This is a genomic window from Streptomyces sp. MK37H, from assembly GCF_018035285.1.
In the GTDB taxonomy this organism is placed as follows: domain Bacteria; phylum Actinomycetota; class Actinomycetes; order Streptomycetales; family Streptomycetaceae; genus Streptomyces; species Streptomyces endocoffeicus.
The window spans coordinates 1-23,917 of sequence record NZ_JAAAYH010000101.1; the positions used below are offsets into that span (position 1 = coordinate 1).

Annotated in this window: 20 protein-coding genes; 7 read left to right on the forward strand and 13 right to left on the reverse strand. The window is 71.8% G+C overall.

Features of this window, described 5'->3' with window-relative positions; translation table 11 throughout:
• The coding region (locus GWI24_RS16710) for a protein kinase (RefSeq protein ID WP_210946750.1) at positions 1-597 on the reverse strand (597 nt) is incomplete at its 3' end.
• 154 nt (positions 598-751) lie between these two features.
• Positions 752-2,764, reverse strand: coding sequence for a serine/threonine-protein kinase (locus GWI24_RS16715; RefSeq protein WP_210946751.1), 2,013 nt, complete (start codon positions 2,762-2,764; stop codon positions 752-754).
• Positions 2,765-2,925: 161 nt separating this feature from the next.
• On the opposite strand from GWI24_RS16715, the gene GWI24_RS16720 reads away from it, so the two are divergent.
• Positions 2,926-4,158, forward strand: a complete 1,233-nt coding sequence (locus GWI24_RS16720) for a serine hydrolase domain-containing protein (RefSeq protein ID WP_210946752.1) — start codon at positions 2,926-2,928, stop codon at positions 4,156-4,158.
• A gap of 7 nt (positions 4,159-4,165) precedes the next feature.
• Here GWI24_RS16720 and GWI24_RS16725 read toward each other — a convergent pair whose 3' ends face one another.
• Positions 4,166-5,872 carry a glycerol-3-phosphate dehydrogenase/oxidase gene (locus GWI24_RS16725; RefSeq protein WP_210946753.1) on the reverse strand — a complete coding sequence of 569 codons (1,707 nt, stop codon included), beginning with the start codon at positions 5,870-5,872 and terminating at the stop codon, positions 4,166-4,168.
• 197 nt (positions 5,873-6,069) lie between these two features.
• Between GWI24_RS16725 and GWI24_RS16730 the strand changes: the two genes are divergently transcribed.
• On the forward strand, positions 6,070-7,341 hold the full coding sequence (locus GWI24_RS16730) for a nucleotide sugar dehydrogenase (protein ID WP_210946754.1): 1,272 nt from the start codon (positions 6,070-6,072) through the stop codon (positions 7,339-7,341).
• 31 nt (positions 7,342-7,372) lie between these two features.
• Here GWI24_RS16730 and GWI24_RS16735 read toward each other — a convergent pair whose 3' ends face one another.
• A complete protein-coding gene (locus GWI24_RS16735; protein ID WP_210946755.1) occupies positions 7,373-10,033 on the reverse strand; it encodes a DUF6049 family protein in 2,661 nt (886 codons plus the stop codon).
• Between the two features lie 279 nt (positions 10,034-10,312).
• Positions 10,313-11,470, reverse strand: coding sequence for a rod shape-determining protein (locus GWI24_RS16740; RefSeq protein WP_210946756.1), 1,158 nt, complete (start codon positions 11,468-11,470; stop codon positions 10,313-10,315).
• An 89-nt stretch (positions 11,471-11,559) separates the two neighbouring features.
• On the opposite strand from GWI24_RS16740, the gene GWI24_RS16745 reads away from it, so the two are divergent.
• Complete coding sequence (locus GWI24_RS16745; protein ID WP_210946757.1) at positions 11,560-12,003, forward strand: hypothetical protein; 444 nt, start codon at positions 11,560-11,562, stop codon at positions 12,001-12,003.
• 208 nt (positions 12,004-12,211) lie between these two features.
• Positions 12,212-12,901, forward strand: a complete 690-nt coding sequence (locus GWI24_RS16750; RefSeq protein ID WP_138914359.1) for a hypothetical protein — start codon at positions 12,212-12,214, stop codon at positions 12,899-12,901.
• A gap of 97 nt (positions 12,902-12,998) precedes the next feature.
• On the opposite strand, the gene GWI24_RS16755 is transcribed toward GWI24_RS16750, so the two are convergent.
• From GWI24_RS16755 to GWI24_RS16770, 4 genes are all read right to left on the reverse strand, one after another.
• Positions 12,999-14,126, reverse strand: coding sequence for a GuaB3 family IMP dehydrogenase-related protein (locus GWI24_RS16755; RefSeq protein WP_037953000.1), 1,128 nt, complete (start codon positions 14,124-14,126; stop codon positions 12,999-13,001).
• A 118-nt stretch (positions 14,127-14,244) separates the two neighbouring features.
• Positions 14,245-15,747, reverse strand: a complete 1,503-nt coding sequence (guaB, locus tag GWI24_RS16760; protein ID WP_086883681.1) for an IMP dehydrogenase — start codon at positions 15,745-15,747, stop codon at positions 14,245-14,247.
• A 156-nt stretch (positions 15,748-15,903) separates the two neighbouring features.
• Entirely contained in the window at positions 15,904-16,515 is a 612-nt protein-coding gene (locus GWI24_RS16765; RefSeq protein ID WP_247616476.1) for a sigma-70 family RNA polymerase sigma factor, read from the reverse strand.
• Positions 16,516-16,805: 290 nt separating this feature from the next.
• A complete protein-coding gene (locus GWI24_RS16770) occupies positions 16,806-17,417 on the reverse strand; it encodes a response regulator transcription factor (RefSeq protein ID WP_003948568.1) in 612 nt (203 codons plus the stop codon).
• 408 nt (positions 17,418-17,825) lie between these two features.
• Between GWI24_RS16770 and GWI24_RS16775 the strand changes: the two genes are divergently transcribed.
• Positions 17,826-18,140: a WhiB family transcriptional regulator gene (locus GWI24_RS16775; RefSeq protein ID WP_037952995.1), complete on the forward strand. Its 315-nt coding sequence runs from the start codon at positions 17,826-17,828 to the stop codon at positions 18,138-18,140.
• A 104-nt stretch (positions 18,141-18,244) separates the two neighbouring features.
• Here the strand turns inward: GWI24_RS16775 and GWI24_RS16780 are convergent, their stop codons facing one another.
• On the reverse strand, positions 18,245-19,165 hold the full coding sequence (locus tag GWI24_RS16780; protein ID WP_210946759.1) for a LysR family transcriptional regulator: 921 nt from the start codon (positions 19,163-19,165) through the stop codon (positions 18,245-18,247).
• A gap of 79 nt (positions 19,166-19,244) precedes the next feature.
• Between GWI24_RS16780 and GWI24_RS16785 the strand changes: the two genes are divergently transcribed.
• Together GWI24_RS16785 and GWI24_RS16790 are read left to right on the forward strand one after the other, a co-directional pair.
• Positions 19,245-19,931: an MOSC domain-containing protein gene (locus tag GWI24_RS16785; protein WP_210946760.1), complete on the forward strand. Its 687-nt coding sequence runs from the start codon at positions 19,245-19,247 to the stop codon at positions 19,929-19,931.
• A 97-nt stretch (positions 19,932-20,028) separates the two neighbouring features.
• A complete protein-coding gene (locus GWI24_RS16790) occupies positions 20,029-20,802 on the forward strand; it encodes an SDR family oxidoreductase (protein ID WP_210946761.1) in 774 nt (257 codons plus the stop codon).
• 99 nt (positions 20,803-20,901) lie between these two features.
• Here GWI24_RS16790 and groL read toward each other — a convergent pair whose 3' ends face one another.
• The 3 genes from groL to GWI24_RS16805 form a co-directional block, all read right to left on the reverse strand.
• Entirely contained in the window at positions 20,902-22,527 is a 1,626-nt protein-coding gene (gene groL, locus GWI24_RS16795; protein ID WP_210946762.1) for a chaperonin GroEL, read from the reverse strand.
• Between the two features lie 94 nt (positions 22,528-22,621).
• Positions 22,622-22,930: a co-chaperone GroES gene (gene groES / locus GWI24_RS16800; protein WP_014054228.1), complete on the reverse strand. Its 309-nt coding sequence runs from the start codon at positions 22,928-22,930 to the stop codon at positions 22,622-22,624.
• Between the two features lie 276 nt (positions 22,931-23,206).
• Positions 23,207-23,917 (reverse strand): polysaccharide deacetylase family protein (locus GWI24_RS16805; protein ID WP_210946763.1); only part of this gene is annotated, 711 nt, incomplete at its 5' end.

A 23,917-nucleotide genomic window follows, 5' to 3' on the forward strand; every position in this document is an offset into this window, starting at 1 on the left:
AGCCATGGCTGCTGTCCGCCTTGAAGCCGCGGTTGAGCACCCCGTGAGCATCGCGCGCCCGTCATCGCACAACAGCACCGTACGGGCGGTGATGTTGCGGTGGACCCAGCCGTGGGCGTGCAGGGCGCGCAGCGCGGTGAGGATGTCGTTGGCGACCTCGGCGGCGCGGTGCGGGGACAGCGTGCCCTCCGCGAGCAGCGCGGCCAGCGGGCGGCCGGAGACCAGTTCGCTGACGATCCACAGGCTTCCGGCCTCCGCGAAGACATGGAAGACCTGGCCGAGCCGGGGATGGTCGGGGATCTGCGCGGCGGATGTCGCCGCCGCGATGGCGCGCCGGACGGCCGGGTCACCGCCGCCCCGGCCCGTACGCCCGGCACCGGTGAACGTGCCGTTCCGCCCCGACGGCCCATCGCCCCACCGCGCGTCGTCGTCCACGACTTCCGCGTCGATGACCTCCGGCAGCGGTATCTGCCGCAGATGGACTTCCTGTCCGCTGTAGGTGTCGAAGGCGCGGGTCTCGACGAGTTCGTACTCGTCGGCGGGCGGCAGGGGCAGGCGATAGCGGTCGGCCAGCACCCGGCCCGCGTACTCCTCCACGACGCCTCCCCAAGCGCGCGACCAACGCCGCCCTCAGCGGTCAGCGCAGCCTGAAACCCTTCAAATATGGTCGTTTTGGCGGGTTCCTGCGGCTGCGCACAGTCTAGGGCCTCTCACGATACGTGCCCGAACGACGCTTCGCCGACAGGAGTGTTCAGTCCGTAATCTTGAACGTGTCGAAAGCGGCCTGCCGGAGGGTGGCGCACTCCTTGTCGTCCCACTTGCTCGCCTCGCAGGTGATCAATATGGCGAAGCCATGGCTGCTGTCCGCCTTGAAGCCGCGGTTGAGCACCCGGACCCGCTTGCCGTCCTGGTCGCGCTCGAACTCCCAGTCCGCGACGGTCGGATAGCCCCGCCAGTCCACCGACTTGATGCCGAGGCCCTTGTAGCCGGACATGGTGCGGCGGGCGTTCTCCTCGCCCTTGCGCCAGTCCGCCTCCGCGTCAGACTTCGGCGCGTCGGTGAAGTCGATCTGAATACGCGGAATGCTGGACCCGCCGTAATACTTACGGCTTCCGGAATAGCTTCCGGAGTGGACCGACCAGCCCTCCGGCATGGCCATGCTGAACGGGAAGTCGGAGCTCTTGACGGTCTTGTAGCCGTCGGGCAGGCCGCCCTTACCGCCGTCGCCCTTGCCCTTACCGCTGTTGTCGCCGCTTCCGCCGCCCTTGCCCGAGTTGTCGTCCGAACCCTTGGAGGCGTCCGGCTGACCGCTCTGCTTGCCGCCGGAAGTCCCCGCCTTCGGCGACTCGCCCGCCGACTGGCCGGTCTTGTCGGTGCCCTTGCCCTGGTCCTCCTTGGAGCCGCCCGAGGCTCCGGCGGAGGCGGACTTGTCGCCGCCGGAGGAGCCCTTGGCGTTGTCGCCGCCGTCCCCGCCGTCGTTCAGGACGACGGCGAGCACGGTGGCCACGATGGCGAGCACCACGACCACCGCGATGATGATCAGCGTGCGCTTGGGGATCACATCGGTGATCGGGGCGCGCGGCGGCAGCAGGGAAGGCCGCGGGGTGGGCGCGGCCTCGGGCGTCGCGGCGTCCGACGCAGAGCCCGCGGCTCCGGAGCCCGCCGCTCCAGACGTCGCCCCGGACTTCACGCCCGACGCCGACGCCGACGCCGACGCCGACTCCGACTCCGGCTTCGCCTCGCTCTCGTCCCCCGTCTTCTTCGAGGCCGCGGCGGCAGCCGCGTTGCGCACCGACTTCAGCGCGCCGCGCCTGCGCTCCGCGACGGCCGTGTCCTTGGCCTCGGCGGCGGCCTCGTCCTCCTTCGACGGGGCGGGCGGCAGGCTCATCGTGCGGGTCGCGTCGGCGGGGGCCTTGGTGACCTCGGGCCCGTTCACCACGTGCTCCAGCAGCGCCCGCGCCCCAGCCTCGTCGAGCCGCCGGTCCGGGTCCTTGGTGAGCAGGCCGTAGATGACCTCCTCCAGCGGGCCCGCGTTCTTCGGCGGCTCCACCGGCTCGGTCATGACGGCCGTCAGGGTCGCTATGGCCGTGCTCTTGTCGTACGGCGGCACGCCCTCCACCGCCGCGTACAGCAGCCCGCCCAGCGACCACAGGTCGGCCGGCGGGCCGGGCTTGTGGCCACGGGCCCGCTCCGGGGAGATGTAGGAGGGCGCGCCGACGAGCATGCCGGTCGAGGTCACCGACGGGTCGCCCTCGACCTGGGCGATGCCGAAGTCGGTGAGGACGACGCGGCCGTCGTCCGAGATCAGCACGTTGGAAGGCTTCACATCGCGGTGCAGGATGCCCGCCTGGTGGGCGGCGCGCAGCACATCGAGGACGGCGAGCCCGACCTCGGCGGCGCGCTTGGGGGTCAGCGGGCCGTCGTCGCGGACGACGTCGGCGAGCGAGCGGCCCTCGATGAGCTCCATGACGATCCACGGGCGGTCGTCCTCGTCGACCACGTCGTAGACGGTGACGGCGCCGTTGCTGCGGATCCGGGCGATCGCCTTCGCCTCGCGCAGCGTGCGGGTGATGAGCCGTCTCTTCTCGTCCTCCTCCACGCTGGACGGGAAGCGCAGCTCCTTGACCGCGACCGTACGGCCGAGGGTCTGGTCACTCGCACGCCAGACCGTGCCCATGCCGCCCTGACCGAGAATCTCCCCGAGCCGGTACCGCCCGGCGAGGAGGCGCCCAGTCGAACCCTGCGTCTTCTCAGCCTCCGACATGCGACCCCTCTGCAAATCTACCCACCCTGAACCCACCCTGGGAGAGCGTCCATTGTCTCTCATCCGCGGACCCGGAACCGCCCCGGGTCCGGGGCGCGGCGTGGCGGCCACCGCGGTACCTGCGACCATCTGGAAGTACGCAGGAAACGGAGGTCCGTGTCATGCCCATCTCCGCCATACGATGGCACAGGCGGAGCCGTATGCCGACCGCCGTGGCGCTCACGACCGCCCTCGCACTCGTCCTGTCCGGCTGCGGCGCGGCGGCCACGGAACCGGGCCGGGACGCGGACCCGCGGGCGAGCGCGAGCCCGGGCGCCGAGGGCGGTCGTGACGGCGTCCTGCGCGCCGCCGTACGGCGGTTGGCGGCACAGGGCGACGCGCCGGGGGCCGCGGTGCTCATCCGCCGGGAGGGCGGCGGCACGCGGTATCTCGCCTCGGGGGTCGCGGACGTCCGCACCGGACGCCGGATCCACCGGAACGACCACTTCCGGGCGGGCAGCCTCACCAAGACCGTCATCGCGGCGGTGACGCTGCGTCTTGCCGCCCAGAGGCGGCTCGGCCTCGGCGACACGGTGGAGGAGCACCTCCCGGGGCTGGTGCGCGGCCAGGGCAACGACGGCCGGACCATCACGATCCGTCAGCTTCTGAACCAGACCAGCGGGCTGTTCGACTACACCGCGGACCCGGTGCTGGCGCGTCAGCTGTCCGCCGCGGCGGCCCGCACCCGCACCCCCGCCTCCCTGGTGCGGACCGCCGTCGCGCACCGCCCGTACTTCGCGCCCGGGGCCGGCTGGCGCTACTCCAACACCAACTACGTGCTGCTGGGCATGGTGGTACGGCGGGTCACCGGCCGCTCCTACGCGGCCGAGGCCCGGCGCGACGTGCTCGCCCCCCTGCGGCTGCACGGCACCTCCTTCCCCGGCGCCCGCACCACCCTCCCGGACCCGCACGGCCGCGCGTACACGCGGGACGGCGGGGCCGGGGACGGCGGCGCCCGGCGCGATGTCACCGACCTCAACCCCTCCTCGGCGGGGGCCGCGGGGGAGCTGATCTCCACGCTGGACGATCTGACCCGCCTCCTCCCCGGGCTGCTGCGCGGCAAGGTCGTGCCCCGGGCCGAGCTGCGGCAGATGCGGAACACCTCCGCCTCCGACGGCCGCTACGGCATGGGGCTGTTCCCGGTGCGGCTGGCGTGCGGGGTGACGCTGTGGGGCCACAACGGCGAGATCAACGGCTCGTACGCGCTGGCCGTGACCGCTCCCGACGGCCGCCACAGCCTCGCCTACCGGCTCAACAGCACCGCCGCCTCCGGTCTGACCGCCGAAACGTCCCTGCTCGAGGCCGAGTTCTGTCCTCGCCGGCAGGACACGCGACCTCCTCCTACAGCGGGATGATGTCCGGCTACAGCGGGATGATGTCCGGCGCGCCCAGCCGGGCCGCGTCCGCCGTCAGATCGTCCGGCTGACGCTGCGACTCGCGCTCCGCCTCCACCCGCTTCTCGTAGTGCTGGACCTCCCGGTCGAGCTGGTCCTCGGCCCAGCCCAGCACCGGCCCCATCAGCTCGGCCACCTCACGGGCGCAGCCCGTACCGCGGTCGAAGGTCTCGATCGAGATGCGGGTGCGGCGGGTGAGGACGTCGTCCAGATGGCGGGCCCCCTCGTGCGAGGCGGCGTAAGAGACCTCGGCGCGCAGATAGTCCTCCGCCCCGGCCAGCGGCTTCCCCAGCGAGGCGTCGCCCGCGATCAGGTCCAGCACCTCCTGCGTCGCCGAGCCGTAGCGGTTGAGCAGATGCTCGATCCGCGCCGCGTGCAGCCCGTACTGCCGGCCGATCCGCTCCCGGGCGTTCCACAGCGCCTTGTAGCCGACGGCGCCGACCAGCGGGATCTCCTCGGTGACACAGGGCCCGACCCGGCGGTCGAGGCCGTGCACCGCCTCGTCCACGGCGTCCTTGGCCATCACCCGGTACGTGGTGTATTTGCCGCCCGCGACCACCACCAGGCCCGGCACCGGATGGGCGACGGTGTGCTCGCGGGAGAGCTTGCTGGTGGCGTCCGACTCCCCGGCCAGCAGCGGGCGCAGCCCGGCGTAGACGCCCTCCACGTCATCGCGGGTCAGCGGCACCGCGAGGACCTCGTTGACATGCTCCAGCAGATAGTCGATATCGGCGCTGGAGGCGGCCGGATGGGCCTTGTCCAGGTCCCAGTCGGTGTCCGTGGTGCCGATGATCCAGTGCCTGCCCCAGGGGATCACGAACAGCACGCTCTTCTCAGTGCGCAGTATCAGCCCGGTCGTGGAGTGGATGCGGTCCTTGGGGACCACCAGGTGGATGCCCTTGGAGGCCCGGACGTGGAACTGGCCGCGCTCCCCGATCAGCGCCTGGGTCTCGTCGGTCCACACCCCGGTGGCGTTGACCACCTGCCGGGCGCGGACCTCGAACTCGCCGCCCTGCTCCAGGTCGTGCACCCGGGCGCCGACCACGCGCTCGCCCTCCCGCAGGAAGCCGACCACCCGCGCGCGGTTGGCCACATGGGCGCCGTACTTCGCCGCCGTGCGCACGAGTGTGGCGACATAGCGGGCGTCGTCCATCTGGGCGTCGTAGTACTGCAACGCCCCGACCAGCGCGTCCTTCTTGAGGCAGGGGGCGACGCGCAGCGCCCGACCGCGGCTCAGATGGCGGTGGGCGGGCAGTCCGCGGCCGTGCCCGGAGGAGATCGACATGGTGTCGTAGAGCGCGACGCCCGAGCCCGCGTAGAGCCGCTCCCAGACCCGGTGTTTCAGCGGATACAGGAACGGCACGGGCTTGACCAGGTGCGGTGCGATCCGCTCCAGCAGCAGCCCGCGCTCCTTGAGCGCCTCGCGCACCAGTGCGAAGTCGAGCATCTCCAGATAGCGCAGTCCGCCGTGGATCAGCTTGCTGGACCGGCTGGAGGTCCCGGAGGCCCAGTCCCGCGACTCGACCAGACCGGTCTCCAGGCCCCGCGTCGCGGCGTCCAGCGCGGTGCCCGCGCCGACCACTCCGCCGCCCACGACCAGCACATCGAGCTCACGGTCCGCCATCCGGGCCAGCGCCTCGCCGCGCTCGGCCGGTCCCAGTGCCGGTGTTTTCACCGCTGCCTCCCGTTGTGATCGACGCCACGCCGCCCTGCCGATTTTCCTGGCTTTCTCCCCTCCGTGCCATGCCGCTGCTCCGGCCATCGACGCGACACCGTGTCAACACCCCTCACCAATACTGAATACGAGTCATATTTCCGCTTAGTCTGCCTTTGCGCCATCGGACATCGTCCCGGGAAGGACGACACGACGTCATGCCCGCAGATCTCGCCGTCATCGGACTCGGTCATCTCGGTATTCCTCTCGCCCGGGCGGCCACCGCCGCCGGCGTCCGCACCGTCGGCTACGACCCCGATCCGCGCGCGGCCCACGACCTCCGGGCCGGACGGCTGCCCGCCGGCTCGGGCGAGGGCCTGCTCTCCGCCGCCGAGCTGCGCCGGATGGCCTCCCAGGGCTTCCGGATCACCGCCGACCCCGCCGAGCTCGGCCGCGTCCGCACCGCTGTGATCTGCGCCCCGACCCCGCTCGGGGACGACCGCAGACTGGATCTGTCGGCGGTCGGCGAGGCGGCCCGTACGCTCGCGGCGAGGCTGCGCCCGCACACCACCGTTCTGCTGGAATCGACCGTGTACCCCGGCACCACCGAGGAATTCCTCCGTCCGCTTCTCGAGGAGGGATCCGGGCTGCGGGCCGGGCGCGACTTCCACCTCGCCTACTCCCCCTGCCGCCACGACCCGGGCAACCGCGCCCACGGCCCCGCCAACACCCCCAAGGTCATCGGCGGCCTCACCCCCGCCTGCACCGAGGCGGCCGCCGCCTTCTACGGGCGGTTCACCGAGAAGGTCGTCCGGGCCCGCGGCACGCGCGAGGCAGAGACGGTCAAGGTCCTGGAGACCAATTACCGGCACGTCAACATCGCCCTGGTCAACGAGATGGCGGTGTACTGCCATGACCTCGGCGTCGATGTGTGGGACGTGGTCCGCTGCGCCGAGACCAAGCCGTTCGGCTTCCAGTCCTTCCGGCCCGGCCCCGGCGTCGGCGGCCACGGCGTACCGGTCGACCACGGCCATACGGCCGACCCGCAGCGCGGCCTCGGCATCCCGCTGCGCATGGTGGAGCTCGCGCAGCAGGTCAACGGGCGGATGCCGGGCTATGTCACGCGCCGCTGCACGGCCCTGCTCAACGAGTACGGGAAGTCGGCGCGCGGCGCGCACGTGCTGCTGCTGGGCGTCGGCTACAAGGCCGACATCGCCGACGCGGAGGGCTCGCCCGCACGGGAGATCGCCTCCCGGCTGATCGAGCTGGGCGCCCGGCTCAGCTACCACGATCCGTACGTCACGCGCTGGCGGGTGCTGGGGCGCGCGGTGGAGCGCGCCGACTCGGTGTACGAGGCGGCGGCCGACGCCGACCTGACCGTCCTGCTCCAGCCGCACCGCACCTACGACCTCCAGGGGCTGTCGGTGAAGGCCCAGCTGCTGCTGGACACCCGGGGGGCGGGACCGGCGGGGACGGCGCATCGGCTGTGAGAGCCGCCCGGCCCGGGTTCAGGCCCCGCCGTCATCGGCTCCGCGTACGCCGCAGCCGGAACGCGACCGCCAGCACGATCAGCGCCGTCCCGCCCAGCACGAAGATCACCGCTCCCGACGGCACCGACCGCACATCCGCCGTGAACATCATCGGCGCGCCCCACGGCCTGCCGTCGGTGGTGGTGTAGAGCTGGGCGGTCAGCCGCACCGGCCCGTTCGCGTACGCCTCCACCCGGATCCGCACCGTACGGCTCACCGCGCGCGCCGCCTGGACCGGCATCGCGCGGTCCCGGGCGGTCAGCCGCTCGGGGCGGCTGGAGAGGACCCGGAGCTCCACCCCGGTGAGGTCCTGCTGGAGACCGTTGTCGACGGTGACCGGGATAGTCGCCGAGCCCCCGGTCACCATCACCGTGGACTTCGGCACCAGCCGCACCGACGCGATCGAGGCGGTCAGATAGCGGGACACCCCCCGCTGGTACGAGGCCGCGTCCGCCGGGTCGGCGCGCCAGGCGGTCGCCACGGAGCGGGCCAGCGCGGCCCGTACGGACGCGGCGGTGGCCCGCGCGTCCGACAGCACCTTGACCAGGGCGCGCATCCGCAGCCGGTCCCGGGCCACCGCCGCGAGCCGGGAGGGCGGCAGCTCGGAGGCGTGGCGCGCGAGCGGATAGCCGTCGAAGCCCCGCAGCCGCCCCGCCGTGGGCTTGCGCAGCGCGGCCGCGAACCCGGCCGGCTCCAGCCAGCCCGCCTTACGGCCCTCGGCCACCACCGTGAGCAGCACCCGGCCGACCGCGAGCGGCATCCGGCGCGGCGGCACCATGACCAGCTCGCGGCGGGCGTACGGCAGCTCCCGCGTGGCCGTAAGGGTCTCGGCGAGCAGCCGCTGGCGCAGCAGCAGCCGGGCGGGCGCGCCGGAGGCGCCCGCGGCCGGGTGGCTCGCGAAGAGCTGGGACGCGATCGCCGCGTCGTAGCGCAGCGCGGTCGTGCCGCCCTCGAGCGAGACGGCGCCGTCGTCGGTGGCCCCTTCCGAGACCAGCTCACCGGCGGAGGCCACCCCGGCGCCCGAGGCGAGCACCGTGTCCAGGCCGAGCCTCTTGGCGTACCGGGCGATCCCGTCGTCCAGCTCGCCGCCCGCGGGCCAGCCCACACCGGCGCGCGCGTGGACGCCCAGCGCCCGGTCCACCACGCTCCGGCCGGTGCGCGAGGCCCGGCGCAGCAGCCCGGCGAGCGGGGCGCCGCCGCCGCGCGCGAGCGAGGCCAGATCCGGGTCCGCGTACGGCAGCGCGATCACCTCCCGGCCCCGGACCGCCGCCCGGAGCGCGGCCAGCCAGCCCGCCGCCGCCTCGCCGCCCTTCCCCTCGGTGGCCTGCTGCGGATCGGTGTCACCGGGCGTACGGGCCACCCGGTAGCCGGCGGCCATGGCCCGCGCCTGGACGATCAGATCCGGATCGAGCACCCACGTGACCGGCTGCCCCCTGCCCATCTCCACCAGCCGCCGCAGCCGCCCGCCCGGCCCGAAGGCGGCGGTCAGCTGGTCGTCGCGGAAGACCGGCTCCACGCTGTCCTGGGTGCGCAGGGTCAGCGCCTCCATCCGCGGGGTGTCCAGCACCGGCCACAGCACGGTGGTGCGCAGCGGCTCCAGCCGGGTGGCGTCGGGATACGCGGACAGATGGGTGCGGGTCAGCCCGAGCACGGTCCCGGCGCCCGCGCCGTCCGCGCGGACGACGTGCACGGTGAGCGCGTACGCCCCGGCCCCGTCCAGCTCCAGGTCGGGGACGGGCACGGTGAGCCGGAAGCCGCGCTCGGCGCCGGTGGGCAGCGGGGCGAGACGGGCCGTGCGGTCGGCCACCTCGGGGCCGTCGGCCCGGGTCAGGGGCGTACGACGGGCCACGGTGGCGAGCCCGCCCCGGGTGTCGATCGCCCCGAAGGCCCCGATCCGCACGCCGATCCGCGCGGCCCCGACCCGCCGCCCGGAGGTATTGGTGACCCGCCCACTGATCCTCAGCTCGCCGCCCTGACGGATCACGGCAGGGGTGAGAGAGGCCAGCTCGACGGATACGGGGTACCGGCGGGAGGGGGCGTGGGCCCTGGGGGCGCCGTCAGGTCCACGGCCGTGCGGCGTGGCGGCGCCATGAGCCCCGCGGCCGTCCGCCGGGGCGGCACCGTCGTAAGGCCCACGGCCCTCCGGCGCGCCGCCGCGAGCCCCCCGGCCGTCCACGGGGGCAGGGCGGTGAGCCCCGCGGCCCTGCTCCGCCGTCAGGCCCTGCGCCGCCGTGGCGCCCTGCGCCGCCGTGGCGCCCTGCGCCGCCGTGACGCCGTGAGCCCCCCGGCCGTTCGCCGGGGCGGCGCTGTGAGCCCTGCGGCCCCGCGCCACCGTGGCCCCATGAGCCCCGCGGCCCCGCGCCGTCGTGGCCCCATGAGCCCCGCGGCCCTGCGGCGTGGCCCCATGAGCCCCCCGGCCGTCCGCCGGAACGGCTCCGTACGGCACGCGGCCCTGCGCCGTCGCCATGGCCGCGCCATAGACCTTCCGGCCGTCCGCCAGGACCATCGCGGCTGCCCCGGCGGGCGTCGACAGGATGGAGGTGATCGCGACCAGGATCGTGGTGACGGTCGCGACGACCACCCGCCGGTACGTCCTGCCGCGCCCCACGACCACCGCCTCGACGCCCGCGCCTGCCGTCCGCCCGCGCCGCACGGGACCGACGCGGTGTCACCAGCCCACCACGCCGGGGACGATGCCGCACGCTCAGGGCCGCCGCCCCGGGGAGACCCGCCGGGCCGCCCCGGGGCGTCCTCAGCAGATCGCGGGAATCGGCCGCGGTTCGAACGGCGCCCCGAAGCGGCACGGGACTGTGTCGATGTGCGGCTCCGCCGCGGCTGCGTCGTATGCGGCTCCGCCGCGTGGGACCAGCCACGACGGCGCCGCAAGACGATCGGCGGCATGTCAGGGCATTCCCAGCGGAGCGCTTGGGCGTCACACCCGCACGGCGTCCGGCCGACGAGGCCGTGCGTCCATCGCGGTGCGGAGCGAGGCGAAGTCCTCCACGCAGCGGCCGGTGCCGATGGCCACGCAGTCCAGCGGGTCGTCGGCCACCAGCACCGGGATGTTCAGCTCGCGCCCCAGCCGTACGTCCAGGCCGCGCAGCAGGGCCCCGCCGCCGGTCAGCACGATGCCGCGGTCCATGATGTCGCCCGCCAGCTCCGGCGGGGTCTCGTCGAGCGTGGCCCGTACGGCCGCGACGATGCTGTCCACCGGCTCGGCGAGGGCGTGCCGCACCTCGTCCGAGGTCAGTTCGAGCACCCTGGGCAGCCCGGTCGCCTGGTCCCGGCCGCGGATGGCGCAGCGGTCCGGCGGCAGCAGCGCCTGGGTGTCCTCGTTGTCCTCGCTCTGGCCCGGGATGAACACCTCGACATTCCGCTCGGGCCGCCGGACGGACTCCGAGACCCGCGGTACGGACAGCGGCCCGGTGGGCGAGGCGGAGCCGATGGAGACCTTGATCTGCTCCGCGGTCCGCTCACCGATCGCCAGCGCGTACTGCTTCTTCACATAGGAGCTGATCGCGACGTCCATCGCGTCGCCCGCGGTGCGCACCGACCGCGCGGTGACGATGCCGCCCAGCGAGACCACGGCGACCTCCGTCGTACCGCCGCCGATGTCGACGACCATGCAGCCGGTCGGCTCGCTCACCGGCAGCCCCGCGCCGATCGCCGCCGCGATGGGCTCCTCGACCAGATGCACCTGACGCGCCCCGGCCTGGGTGGCGGCCTCCATCACCGCGCGCCGCTCGACGCCGGTGATCCCGGAGGGCACACAGACCACCACACGGGGACGGCCGAGCCGGCGGCTGCCCATGACCTTCTTGATGAAGTACCGCAGCATGCGCTCGGCGATCTCGAAATCGGCGATCACGCCATCGCGCAGCGGCCGCACGGCGACGATGTTCGTCGGCGTCCGCCCCATGGTCTCCTTGGCCGCCGAACCCACCGACAGCACACTGCCGTCAACTGTGTTCACGGCCACAACTGACGGCTCATTGAGCACGATGCCCCTGCCCCGGACGTACACCAGTGTGTTGGCGGTACCGAGGTCGATACCCATGTCACGCCCATTGAACGACTTGTTCTGCGCCATAAGTTGACATTATTGCTTATGCCGGATTCTGTCCCGGCACTGATGTCATTCGCACCACCGTGCGGCCATGCCGCTGCTACCTTGCGGACATGATCGCGCCCGCTTCCTCCGCAGCTCAGGCCCCACGGCCGGCCCGTGGCCTCGCGGCGGGCATCGCGGCGGCCCTGCTCGGAGCCCTGGTTTTCGGCTTCATCCAGGGCAAGATCGGCCACCGTGGCCAGGAGGTCGGCTACTGGGCGCTGTGCATCGGGCTGTTGACCGGCGCCGCGCTGGGCAAGCTGGGCGGCCGGGCGCCGCTGCTGGCGCTCGTCGGCATACCGCTGGCCGTGGTCAGCGTCTCGCTGGCGCAACTGATCGGCGTCGCGGTGCTGATGGGGGACGAGAGCTCCTGGCCCACCACCGACACCCTGGTCGAGCACTTCGGCCTGGTGGCGGACTACTGGCGCGATCGCATCCTGGGGCGCAACGACATCACCTTCTACGCGGTGGCGGGAGCGGAAAGTTACCTCGTCGCGAAGCGCATCACCGAATAGCGGCGACGAATCCCCATATGCCGGGCCAACGTGTCTCCGTCCGGTCCCAGCCATGTCACGGACGTCAGACACGACTTGTCTGATTGTCATGCCTGCCTGTTAGTTTTATGGCTCGAAAGTTTCCTTCCGCGTTCCCAGCCCGCAGCCGCTCATCAGCCGAGCTGTCCCCGGAACGCGGTCTCAACACCTTCATCCCCGGGGGAATTCCATGAGCCAGAACTGGCAGCAGCCACAGCAGCCAGGCGGGTACCCGCAGCAGCCGGGTGGCTATCCGCAGCAGCCCGCCCCGCCCCAGCAGGCGGGTGGGTACGGCTCCGCGCAGCAGCCCGGCTACGGCTACCCGCAGGGCCAGCCGCAGCAGCCCCAGCAGCCTCAGCCGCAGTACGGCGGGGGCTTCCCGCCGCCCGCGCCGCCGGCCGGCCGCCCGGGCAACCCGCTGCTGGCGGTGGGTGCCGCTCTCGTGGCCACGGTCGTCGGCGCGTTCCTCTACGCGTTCCTGCTGAGCGCGATGGCGGACACGGACAAGACCCCGCCGGAGGTCACGCAGTTCGCGTACGCCGGCGTGGTCGTCGGCGCGCTCATCGGTCTGGCGGTCGCCAAGCTGGGCGGCCGCAACACGGGGCTGTGGGTGGTCGGCGCGGTGCTGGCTCTGGCCGCGGTGTTCCTCGGCGAACTCTACGGCTACGCCATGATCCTGCACGATGTGATGAGCAACTACGCCGACAAGATCGGCGGCGGCGCCAGCAGCCAGGTGCTCTCCTCGAACGAGATCTTCTTCGACCACTTCAGCGACCTGTGGAAGTCGTGGAAGGAAGACTCCGACGCGCTGACCTACATCTTCATGGCGCTCGCGCCGGTCGCCGCGGTCAGCACCGCCTACCGGATCAGCAACCGCTGAGCCCACGAGCAGCACAGCAAGGGGAAGGCCTCGACCGCCTCGCGGTCGGGGCCTTCCCCTTGCTGAACCGGTTGCTGAACCGGCTTGTGAGGAACGCTCAGCGCTTGTCGCGGGCCGACGGGGCGACCGTGACCTCGACCCGCTGGAACTCCTTCAGCTCCGAATAGCCGGTCGTGGCCATCGCGCGGCGCAGCGCGCCGAAGAAGTTCATCGAGCCGTCGGTGGTGTGCGAGGGGCCGAGGAGGATTTCCTCGGTGGAGCCCACCGTGCCCAGGTTCATCCGCTTGCCGCGCGGCACCTCGTCATGCACGGCCTCCATGCCCCAATGGTGACCGCGGCCCGGCGCGTCCGTGGCCCGGGCCAGCGGGGAGCCCATCATCACCGCGTCCGCGCCGCAGGCGACGGCCTTCGGCAGATCGCCGCTCCAGCCCACGCCGCCGTCGGCGATCACATGCACATAGCGGCCGCCGGACTCGTCCATGTAGTCCCGGCGGGCGGCGGCGACATCGGCGACCGCCGTGGCCATCGGCACCTGGATGCCCAGCACATTGCGGGTGGTGTGCGCGGCGCCGCCGCCGAAGCCCACCAGCACACCGGCCGCGCCGGTGCGCATCAGGTGCAGCGCGGCCGTGTAGGTGGCGCAGCCGCCCACGATCACCGGAACGTCCAGCTCATAGATGAACTGCTTGAGGTTGAGCGGCTCGGCGGCGCCGGAGACATGCTCGGCGGAGACCGTGGTCCCGCGGATCACGAAGATGTCGACCCCCGCGTCCACCACGGCCTTGGAGAACTGCGCCGTGCGCTGCGGGGACAGGGCGGCGGCGGTCACCACGCCCGCGTCCCGCACCTCCTTCAGGCGCTGCCCGATCAGCTCCTCCTTGATCGGCTCGGCGTAGATCTCCTGCATCCGGGTGGTCGCGGTGCGCTCGTCCAGCTCGGCGATCTCCGCCAGCAGCGGCTCCGGGTCCTCGTAACGGGTCCAGAGCCCCTCGAGGTTGAGCACCCCGAGGCCGCCGAGCTCACCGATGCGGATCGCGGTGCGGGGCGAGACCACCGAGTCCATCGGCGCGGCCAGGAAGGGCAGCTCGAAGCGGTAGGCGTCGATCTGCCAGGCGATCGAGACCTCCTTCGGGTCCCGGGTGCGACGACTCGGCACAACGGCGATGTCGTCGAACGCGTACGCCCTGCGGCCGCGCTTGCCGCGCCCGATCTCGATCTCAGTCACGTGGGTGCCTTTCCCTGTTCACGAACAGCCGTCCCAGTATCCCTGCCCGCACCGTCGCAAGGTCGCCCGGGTGAACGGCGCGGATCAGCTGACAGCGTGGATCAACGGACAGCGCGGATCAACGGCCGGAGTAGTTCGGCGCCTCGGTGGTCATCTGGATGTCATGCGGGTGGCTCTCCTTGAGGCCCGCCGCGGTGATCCGCACAAAGCGGCCCTTCTCCTTCAACTCCGCCACATTGGCCGAGCCGACATAGCCCATCGACGCCCGCAGACCGCCCACCAGCTGGTGCGCGACCGAGGCCAGCGGACCGCGGTAGGGCACCTGGCCCTCGATGCCCTCGGGGACCAGCTTGTCCTCGGACAGGACGTTGTCCTGGAAGTAGCGGTCCTTGGAGTACGAGCGGGCCTGGCCACGCGTCTGCATCGCGCCCAGGGAGCCCATGCCCCGGTAGGACTTGAACTGCTTGCCGTTGATGAAGACCATCTCGCCCGGCGACTCCTCGCAGCCGGCCAGCAGGCTGCCCAGCATCACGGTGTCCGCACCGGCCGCGATCGCCTTGGCGATGTCGCCCGAGTACTGCAGACCGCCGTCGCCGATCAGCGGCACCCCGGCGGCGTGACAGGCGCGGGCGGCCTCGTAGATCGCCGTCACCTGCGGCACGCCGATGCCCGCGACCACGCGCGTGGTGCAGATCGAGCCCGGGCCGACGCCGACCTTGACCCCGTCCACACCCGCGTCGATCAGCGCCTGGGCGCCGTCCCTGGTGGCGACATTGCCGCCCACCACATCGACCGCGATATTGGACTTGATCTTGGCGATCATGTCGAGGATGCCCCGGCTGTGGCCGTGCGCGCTGTCCACGACCAGGAAGTCGGCCCCGGCCTCGACCAGCGCCTGCGCCCGCTCGTACGACTCGTCGCCGACGCCGACGGCGGCGCCGACGACCAGCCGGCCACCCGCGTCCTTCGCCGCATGGGGGTACTGCTCGGCCTTCACGAAGTCCTTGACCGTGATCAGACCCTTGAGCACACCCGCGTCGTCGACCAGCGGCAGCTTCTCGATCTTGTGGCGGCGCAGCAGCTGCATCGCGTCCTCGCCGGAGATCCCCACCTTGCCGGTGACCAGCGGCATCGGGGTCATGACCTCGCGGACCTGACGGCCCCGGTCGACCTCGAAGGCCATGTCACGGTTGGTGACGATGCCGAGCAGCTTGCCCACGGCGTCCGTGACCGGCACACCGCTGATGCGGAACTTCGCGCACAGCGCGTCCGCCTCGTGCAGCGTGGCGTCCGGCCGGACCGTGATCGGGTCGGTGACCATGCCGGACTCCGACCGCTTGACCAGGTCGACCTGGTTGGCCTGGTCCTCGATGGACAGATTGCGGTGCAGCACGCCCACGCCGCCCTGCCGGGCCATGGCGATGGCCATCCGGGACTCGGTGACCTTGTCCATGGCGGCGGACAGCAGCGGCACATTCACCCGGACGTTCCGGGAGACCCTGGACGAGGTGTCGACCGCGTTCGGCAGCACCTCGGAGGCGCCCGGCAGCAGCAGCACGTCGTCGTACGTCAGCCCGAGCATGGCGAACTTCTCAGGCACTCCGTCGACGTTGTCAGTCATGACACCCTTCCAATGGTCTTGCCCCAGCGCGGACTCCCATGCTAACGGGCTCCCCGAGTGCCTCATTCCGCCCTGTGGATAACTTCTCAGCGACCTGCTGAATGCGGAAGGCACAACAAGGTAACGAGCCGGTCAGAACTCCGGTGGGCCCGGGGCTCACTGCTCGGCGAGCGCGCGCAGCCTGCTCAGCGCCCGGTGCTGGGCGACCCGCACCGCTCCGGGGGACATCCCGAGCATCTGCCCGGTCTCCTCCGCCGTCAGCCCGACCGCGACCCTCAGCAGCACCAGCTCGCGCTGGTTCTCCGGAAGGTTGGCCAGCAGCTTCTTGGCCCATTCCGCGTCGCTGCTGAGCAGCGCCCGCTCCTCGGGCCCCAGCGAATCGTCCGGCTGCTCCGGCATCTCGTCCGAGGGGACGGCCGTGGAGCCCGGGTGGCGCATGGCGGCCCGCTGGAGATCGGCGACCTTGTGGGAGGCGATGGCCACGACGAACGCCTCGAAGGGCTTTCCGGTGTCGCGGTAGCGCGGCAGCGCGCACAGCACCGCGAGACAGACCTCCTGCGCCAGGTCGTCCACGAAGTGGCGGGCATCACCCGGAAGTCGGGACAGCCTCGTACGGCAGTAGCGCAGGGCCAGCGGATGGACCAGGGCCAGCAGATCGTGGGTGGCCTGCTCGTCCCCCTCGGCTGCGCGCCCGACGAGGGCGCCGATCGCCCCCGTACCCCCGGAAGCTCCCTTGGGGGCTCCTGGGCTCTCCTCGTCGCGCGGCATCCATCCATGGTGCCTCGGGCCCGGGGGCTCCGTGGCACCGCGTCCGTAGTTGTGCGCTGAAGCGTTATGAGCAGGTGCGCCGGCTGTCGTCACGTCCTGCGCTCTCCCCTCACGCCCGACCGACTCGTCCCCGAGGAACTCCACACCTTCAAGGATGCGGCATAGCGCGGGGAACTGATACAGGCCACCACCACAGCGCTCGCCGCGCACGCTTTCGCCCCGCCCGCCACCCGACGGGCGGGGACCGTCGCGCCCCCGCTGCGCAGCACGTCAGAACGGTCGTTGCCGGATCAGCGGACCAGACCCCAGCGGAACCCGAGGGCCACCGCATGCGCCCGGTCGGACGCGCCGAGCTTCTTGAACAACCGGCGTGCGTGCGTCTTGACCGTGTCCTCGGACAGGAACAGCTCACGGCCGATCTCCGCGTTGGACCGGCCGTGGCTCATGCCCTCGAGCACCTGGATCTCCCGCGCGGTGAGCGTGGGCGCGGCGCCCATCTCGGCCGAGCGCAGCCGGCGCGGGGCCAGCCGCCAGGTGGGGTCGGCGAGCGCCTGGGTCACGGTGGCGCGCAGCTCGGCGCGCGAGGCGTCCTTGTGCAGATAGCCACGGGCGCCTGCGGCCACGGCCAGCGCCACTCCGTCCAGGTCCTCGGCGACCGTGAGCATGATGATCCGGGCGCCGGGGTCGGCGGAGAGCAGCCGCCGCACGGTCTCGACCCCGCCGAGACCGGGCATCCGTACGTCCATCAGAATCAGATCCGAGCGGTCGGCACCCCAGCGGCGGAGGACTTCCTCGCCGTTGGCCGCCGTCGTCACACGCTCGACGCCGGGCACGGTCGCCACCGCGCGGCGCAGCGCCTCTCGGGCAAGCGGGGAGTCGTCGCAGACGAGGACGGATGTCATGGCCGCCCTCCGCAGCTGATGCGCGTCACCTTGAGCCTCCAGGCTGGTACATATCGTCACCTGAGCGATTGACAGCCCCGGATGTCTGTCCGAGAGCTTTACCCATCAACCGCCTCCGCACTCTCAACGACGGTCACCCGAAAGAGTTACGGGGTTCGGCGGCCACCTTCGACACTCTACGTGAGGGCCCGGACACGGAGCAGCTTCGTCGCACCGGTCGCGTCCTTCGCGCCTCCCCCATAGGGCAGCCCCCGAGGCAGTCCCTTCGGTGGCATTTGGCTACCTTGCTTCCAATTTGGCGGCCTGTGTGGCTAGATTCGCAATGAGTCATATTTACATCCACTTACACCGTAGGTGTACGACCCAGGACACAGCGTCCGCAGCCGATCACTTCGAGGAGATAAGGCAATGGCAGATTTCTCCCGTCTTCCCGGCCCGAATGCCGACCTGTGGGACTGGCAGCTCCTGGCCGCGTGTCGCGGGGTCGACAGCTCGCTCTTCTTCCACCCGGAGGGGGAGCGCGGCGCTGCCCGCAGCGCACGTGAGATGTCGGCGAAAGAGGTGTGCATGCGCTGCCCGGTACGGGCGCAGTGCGCGGCCCACGCCCTTGCCGTACGCGAGCCCTACGGAGTGTGGGGCGGGCTGACCGAGGACGAGCGCGAGGAGCTCATGGGGCGGGCGCGGCACCGCGCGGTCGCCAGCACGGGCGCCCCGGGATCCTGACCACGGCCTGATCCCGGCCAACTGAAGAAACGTTCCTTCCGTCGCCACCCGGCCGTCACCACCCGGAGCCCGCACGGACGGCCGCGGAGTGGTGCGCGCGCCGCTCATCTGCGGGCGGCCCGCTCCAGCCGGTCCAGCGTCGCCGCCACCGCCGGGACGCGGGCGAGGTCGGGCAGGGTCAGCGCCACCACCTCCCGGCGCACCGCCGGTTCCACCTCCAGCGTCGTCGCGCCCTTGGTCCGCACCGACTCCAGCGCCAGCTCGGGCAGCACCGCGACCCCCAGCCCGGCCCCGACCAGGCCGACGACCGTCGGATAGTCGTCCGTCGCGAAGTCGATGCGCGGGGTGAAGCCCTCGGACTCGCACACCTCCACCAGGTGCCCCCGGCAGCGCGGGCAGCCCGCGATCCACGGCTCGTCGGCCAGCTCGGCGATCCCCACCGCCCCGGCGCCCGCCAGCTTGTGCCCCTCCGGCACCACGCCCACCAGCCGATCGCTCAGCAACGGCCGCAGGACCAGGTCGTCCCATTCGCCGCCACCCCCCGAGGCCGCCTCCGCCTCCGCGCTCACCTGCGGATACCGGAAGGCCAGCGCGATCTCGCAGTCGCCCGAGCGCAGCATCTCCACCGAGCCCGGCGGCTCGGCCTCCACGAGCGAGACCCGCGTCCCGGGATGCGCCGCTCGCATCTCGGCGAGCGCCATGGGCACCAGGGTCGAGCTGCCGCTGGGGAAGGACACCAGCCGCACCCGGCCCGAGCGCAGCCCGGCGATCGCCGCGACCTCCTCCTCGGCGGCGGTCAGCCCGGCCAGGATGCCCCCGGCGTGCCGCACCAGCGCCCGGCCCGCCTCGGTCAGCCGCATCTCCCGTCCGCTGCGGATCAGCAGCGGGGTGCCCGCGGCGCCCTCCAGGGCCTTCATCTGCTGGCTGACGGCGGGCTGGGTGCAGCCGAGCTCACGAGCGGCGGCGGAGAAGGAGCCGGTGGCGGCCACCGCGCGCAGCACCCTGAGATGGCGGGCCTCGATCATGCCTTGAGCATAAGCGACCCTTGGGTACGGGCCGGGATATTACGTCGACGCTTTGACCTCTCTGTCCTACGGTGCGGTCATGTCGCATACTCCACACCCCTCAGCCGTCCTCACCGTGAACATCGGCCGCGCGATGCCGAGCGCCCACACCGACTGCCCCGCCGGCACCGGTATCGACAAGCGGCCCGTCGACCGCCCGGTGCGGGTCGCGGCCCCCGGGCCGAAGGGCCAGGCCGGAAGCGGTCTGGCCGGTGACTCGGTCTGCGACACCCGCCACCACGGCGGCGACGACCAGGCCGTCTACGCCTACGCCCGGGAGGACCTCGACGTCTGGGAGCGGGAGCTGGGCCGCGAGCTGGCGAACGGCGCCTTCGGCGAGAACCTCACCACCAGCGGTATCGACGTCAGCGGCGCCCTCATCGGCGAGCGCTGGCGGGTGGGGAGCGAGCTGCTGCTGGAAGTGACCTCACCGCGGATCCCGTGCCGTACGTTCGCCGGGTGGCTGGGCGAGCGGGGGTGGCTCAAGCGGTTCACCCAGGCCGCCGTCCCCGGTGCGTATCTGCGGGTGCTCGAGCCCGGCGAGATCCGCTCGGGCGACCCCGTCGAGATCGTGCACCGGCCCGACCACGAGGTGACGGTCGCGTTCCTCTTCCGCGCCGAGACCACGGAGCGGGAGCTGCTGCCGAGGGTGCTGGCGGCCGGTGACGCACTGCATCCGGAGGTGCGAAAGGCCGCCCTGAAGTACCGGTCCGCGGGGGCGATCTGACGGAAGCCGACTGACGGAAGCGCTCATTCCGGCGCAGATCGCTCGCGGTGCCGCTCGGCGGTCCGCCGGAGCCTGCCGTGGCCGATAACGTGCGCGTATGACGACTGCATTGATTACCGGAACCACCGCGGGCATCGGCGCCGCCTTCGCGGGCCGGCTCGCCGCCGACGGGCACAATCTGGTGCTCGTCGCACGCGATGAGAAGCGGCTGCGGGAGCAGGCGGCGGATCTGCACGACCGGCACGGCGTGGAGGCGGACGTGCTGGTGGCGGACCTCTCCGAGGATGACGGGATCGCTGCGGTCGAGGCCCGGCTGAAGGACCGTACCCACCCGGTCGATCTGCTCGTCAACAACGCCGGTTTCGGCAACCGCGCCCGCTATCTGGAGGTGCCGATCGCCGATGAGCTGCGGATGCTGAAGCTGCACTGTGAGGCGGTGCTGCGGCTGACCAGCGCGGGGGCCGGGACGATGCGGGACCGGGGGCGCGGCGGGGTGATCAATGTGGCGTCGGTCGCGGCCTTCTTCCCGCGCGGGACGTACGGGGCGAGCAAGGCGTGGGTCGTGCAGTTCACGCAGGGCGCGGCGAAGGACCTGGCCGGCTCGGGGGTGCGGCTGATGGCGCTGTGCCCGGGGTTCGTCCGTACGGAGTTCCACGCGCGGGCGGGGATCAAACACGACAGCGTGCCGAGCTGGATGTGGCTGGACCCGGACCGGCTGGTCACGGCGGCGCTGAAGGATTTCGCCCGGGGCAAGTCGCTGTCCATCCCGGACCCGCGCTACAAGGCGATGTCGAGTCTGGCGAAGCTGGCCCCGCGCTCGGCCCTCTCCTCGATCTCCTCCAAGGTCGGCCGCCCCCCGGCCAAGGGGTAGCCGTCCGGCGGAACCGGAACCGGAACCGGAACACGCGAAGGCGCGGCCGCCCGCTGGGCGGCCGCGCCTTCGCGCTGCTTGTGGCAGAACGCCGGAGCGTCAGTGCGCGTGACCGTGGCCGTGGCCGGCGGCCTCGGCCTCTTCCTCGGCCGGCTTCTCGACCACCAGGGTCTCGGTGGTGAGCAGCAGCGAGGCGATCGACGCCGCGTTCTCCAGCGCGGAGCGGGTGACCTTGACCGGGTCGATGACGCCGGCCTTCACCAGGTCGCCGTACTCCTCGGTGGCCGCGTTGTAGCCGTGGCCCTTCTCGAGCTCGGCGACCTTCGAGGTGATCACGTAGCCCTCGAGACCGGCGTTCTCGGCGATCCAGCGCAGCGGCTCGACCGCGGCGCGGCGGACCACGGCGACACCGGTGGCCTCGTCGCCCTGCAGGCCCAGGCTGTTCTCCAACACCTTCGCGGCGTGGACCAGCGCGGAGCCACCACCGGAGACGATGCCCTCCTCGACCGCGGCGCGGGTCGCGGAGATGGCGTCCTCAAGGCGGTGCTTCTTCTCCTTGAGCTCGACCTCGGTGGCCGCGCCCACGCGGATCACGCACACGCCGCCGGCCAGCTTGGCGAGCCGCTCCTGCAGCTTCTCGCGGTCCCAGTCGGAGTCCGTGGACTCGATCTCGGCCTTGATCTGGGCGACGCGGCCGGAGACCTCGTCCGCCTTGCCGCCACCGTCGACGATCGTGGTGTCGTCCTTGGTGACGGTCACGCGGCGGGCGGTGCCCAGCACGTCCAGGCCGACCTGGTCGAGCTTGAGGCCGACCTCCTCGGCGATGACGGTGCCGCCCGTAAGGGTGGCGATGTCGCCGAGCATGGCCTTACGGCGGTCACCGAAGCCCGGGGCCTTCACCGCGACGGCGTTGAAGGTGCCGCGGATCTTGTTGACGACGAGGGTGGAGAGGGCCTCGCCCTCCACGTCCTCGGCGATGATCAGCAGCGGCTTGCTGGCGTTGGCCTGGATGATCTTCTCCAGGAGCGGCAGCAGGTCCTGGATGGAGGAGATCTTGCCCTGGTGGATCAGGATGTACGGGTCGTCGAGGACGGCCTCCATCCGCTCCTGGTCGGTGACCATGTACGGCGAGAGGTAGCCCTTGTCGAAGGCCATGCCCTCGGTGAAGTCGAGCTCCAGACCGAAGGTGTTGGACTCCTCGACGGTGATGACACCGTCCTTGCCGACCTTGTCCATCGCCTCGGCGATCAGCTCGCCGACCTGCTTGTCCTGGGCGGACAGCCCGGCCACGGCGGCGATGTCGGACTTCTCGTCGATCGGGCGGGCGGTGGCCAGCAGGTCGTCCGAGACGGCCTTGACCGCCGCGTCGATGCCCTTCTTCAGGGCGGCCGGGGAGGCACCGGCGGCCACGTTCTTCAGGCCCTCGCGGACGAGCGCCTGGGCCAGCACGGTGGCGGTGGTGGTGCCGTCACCCGCGATGTCGTTGGTCTTGGTCGCCACCTCCTTGACGAGCTGCGCGCCAAGGTTCTCGTACGGGTCCTCGACCTCGACCTCACGGGCGATCGTGACACCGTCGTTGGTGATGGTGGGGGCACCGAACTTCTTGTCGATGACGACATTGCGGCCACGGGGGCCGATGGTCACCTTGACGGTGTCCGCGAGCTTGTTGACGCCGCGCTCGAGGGCGCGACGGGCGTCCTCGTCGAACTTCAGGATCTTCGCCATGAGTTGCGTATGTCCTCTCGAACAAGCCGTGCCCCGACCCCGGTTTCAGATGACACGGGCACCGGGGCACGGCTCATTGGCAAAACTTCGGTGATTACTTCTCGACGATCGCGAGGACGTCGCGAGCCGAGAGGACGAGGTACTCCTCGCCGCTGTACTTCACCTCGGTGCCGCCGTACTTGCTGTAGAGCACGACGTCACCGACGGAGACGTCGAGCGGAAGGCGCTTGCCGTCCTCGAAGCGGCCCGGGCCCACGGCCAGGACAACGCCCTCCTGGGGCTTTTCCTTGGCGGTGTCCGGAATGACCAGGCCCGAAGCCGTGGTCTGCTCGGCGTCGAGCGGCTGGACCACAATGCGGTCCTCGAGCGGCTTGATGGCAACCTTGGAGCTGGTGGTCGTCACGATCCGACCTCCCCCTTCGGAGATCTCACGGGGTCAACTGTCTGAGGTGGCGACCAGGTGGATCCGTCGTCGCGGGTGCCGGACCTGCCCGTCGCTGTATCCCTGGCACTCATCGGTCCCGAGTGCCAGCCTCGACATTATGACGCGGTTAGCACTCAGTCAACTAGAGTGCCAAGCGACGCGGCGGCGACCTCCGGACGGCTCTCCGGGGCCGTTCCACGGAGAGCCCTCATACGCAGCCCTCGGAGGGCCCTCATACGCAGTCCTCGGAGAGCCTCATACGTAGTCCTCCAGCCGCCCGATCGTGAAGCCCTGGGCCTGGATCGCCCGCACCAGCTCCGTGATCATGTCGGTCATCGACTGGCCCTCTAGCTGCTCCGGCCCCCGGAAATGCGCGAGCACGATGTCCCCCGGCAGCAGATGGTCGCCGGAGCGGTAGGCCAGACCGTGGGTCTCCATCTCGGCGCGCCACAGCACCACCGTCCGCACCCCGCAGAAGGACGCCGCCCGCAGGGTCGTGTCGTCGTACTCCCCGAAAGGGGGACGGAAGAGCTTCGGCTGTTGACCGAAGTGGTGCCACAGGATGTCGCGCTGGCCGCAGATCTCCCGCACCTGGTCGTCGTAGGCCATACCGGCCAGGCTGGGATGGGTCAGGGTGTGGTTCTCCATGGGGTTGCCGAGCCGGCGCAACTGGTCGAAGTAGTCGTAGTGGGTCCCGATCACGTTGTCGGTCAGGAACCCGGTGAACGGCAGCCCGAGCTCGCGGGCCTGCTCCACGAAGCGCGGGTCCTTCTCGATCCCGTCGTCGATCGTCACGAAGACCACCCGCTGGTCGGTCGGCACCCGCCGCACGATCGGCGGCAGCCCCCACTGCTGCGGTCCCGACCGCCCGAGCGCGGGCTTGACGTCGGGCGGGGCCGGGGGCCGCGCCAGCGGCCGGTCCAGCCCCCAGCGGCGGTAGGCGTCGGACGCGCCCGCCGGGGCCGA

Coding starts and splice junctions, on each gene's coding strand:
- GWI24_RS16785 (WP_210946760.1), top strand. CDS start 19,245: ATGTCGCATACTCCACACCCCTCAGCCGTCCTCACCGTGAACATCGGC.
- GWI24_RS16770 (WP_003948568.1), bottom strand. CDS start 17,417: ATGACATCCGTCCTCGTCTGCGACGACTCCCCGCTTGCCCGAGAGGCG.
- GWI24_RS16715 (WP_210946751.1), bottom strand. CDS start 2,764: ATGTCGGAGGCTGAGAAGACGCAGGGTTCGACTGGGCGCCTCCTCGCC.
- GWI24_RS16765 (WP_247616476.1), bottom strand. CDS start 16,515: ATGCCGCGCGACGAGGAGAGCCCAGGAGCCCCCAAGGGAGCTTCCGGG.
- GWI24_RS16745 (WP_210946757.1), top strand. CDS start 11,560: ATGATCGCGCCCGCTTCCTCCGCAGCTCAGGCCCCACGGCCGGCCCGT.
- GWI24_RS16775 (WP_037952995.1), top strand. CDS start 17,826: ATGGCAGATTTCTCCCGTCTTCCCGGCCCGAATGCCGACCTGTGGGAC.
- GWI24_RS16780 (WP_210946759.1), bottom strand. CDS start 19,165: ATGATCGAGGCCCGCCATCTCAGGGTGCTGCGCGCGGTGGCCGCCACC.
- GWI24_RS16740 (WP_210946756.1), bottom strand. CDS start 11,470: ATGGCGCAGAACAAGTCGTTCAATGGGCGTGACATGGGTATCGACCTC.
- GWI24_RS16720 (WP_210946752.1), top strand. CDS start 2,926: ATGCCCATCTCCGCCATACGATGGCACAGGCGGAGCCGTATGCCGACC.
- GWI24_RS16750 (WP_138914359.1), top strand. CDS start 12,212: ATGAGCCAGAACTGGCAGCAGCCACAGCAGCCAGGCGGGTACCCGCAG.
- GWI24_RS16730 (WP_210946754.1), top strand. CDS start 6,070: ATGCCCGCAGATCTCGCCGTCATCGGACTCGGTCATCTCGGTATTCCT.
- GWI24_RS16790 (WP_210946761.1), top strand. CDS start 20,029: ATGACGACTGCATTGATTACCGGAACCACCGCGGGCATCGGCGCCGCC.
- guaB (WP_086883681.1), bottom strand. CDS start 15,747: ATGACTGACAACGTCGACGGAGTGCCTGAGAAGTTCGCCATGCTCGGG.
- groL (WP_210946762.1), bottom strand. CDS start 22,527: ATGGCGAAGATCCTGAAGTTCGACGAGGACGCCCGTCGCGCCCTCGAG.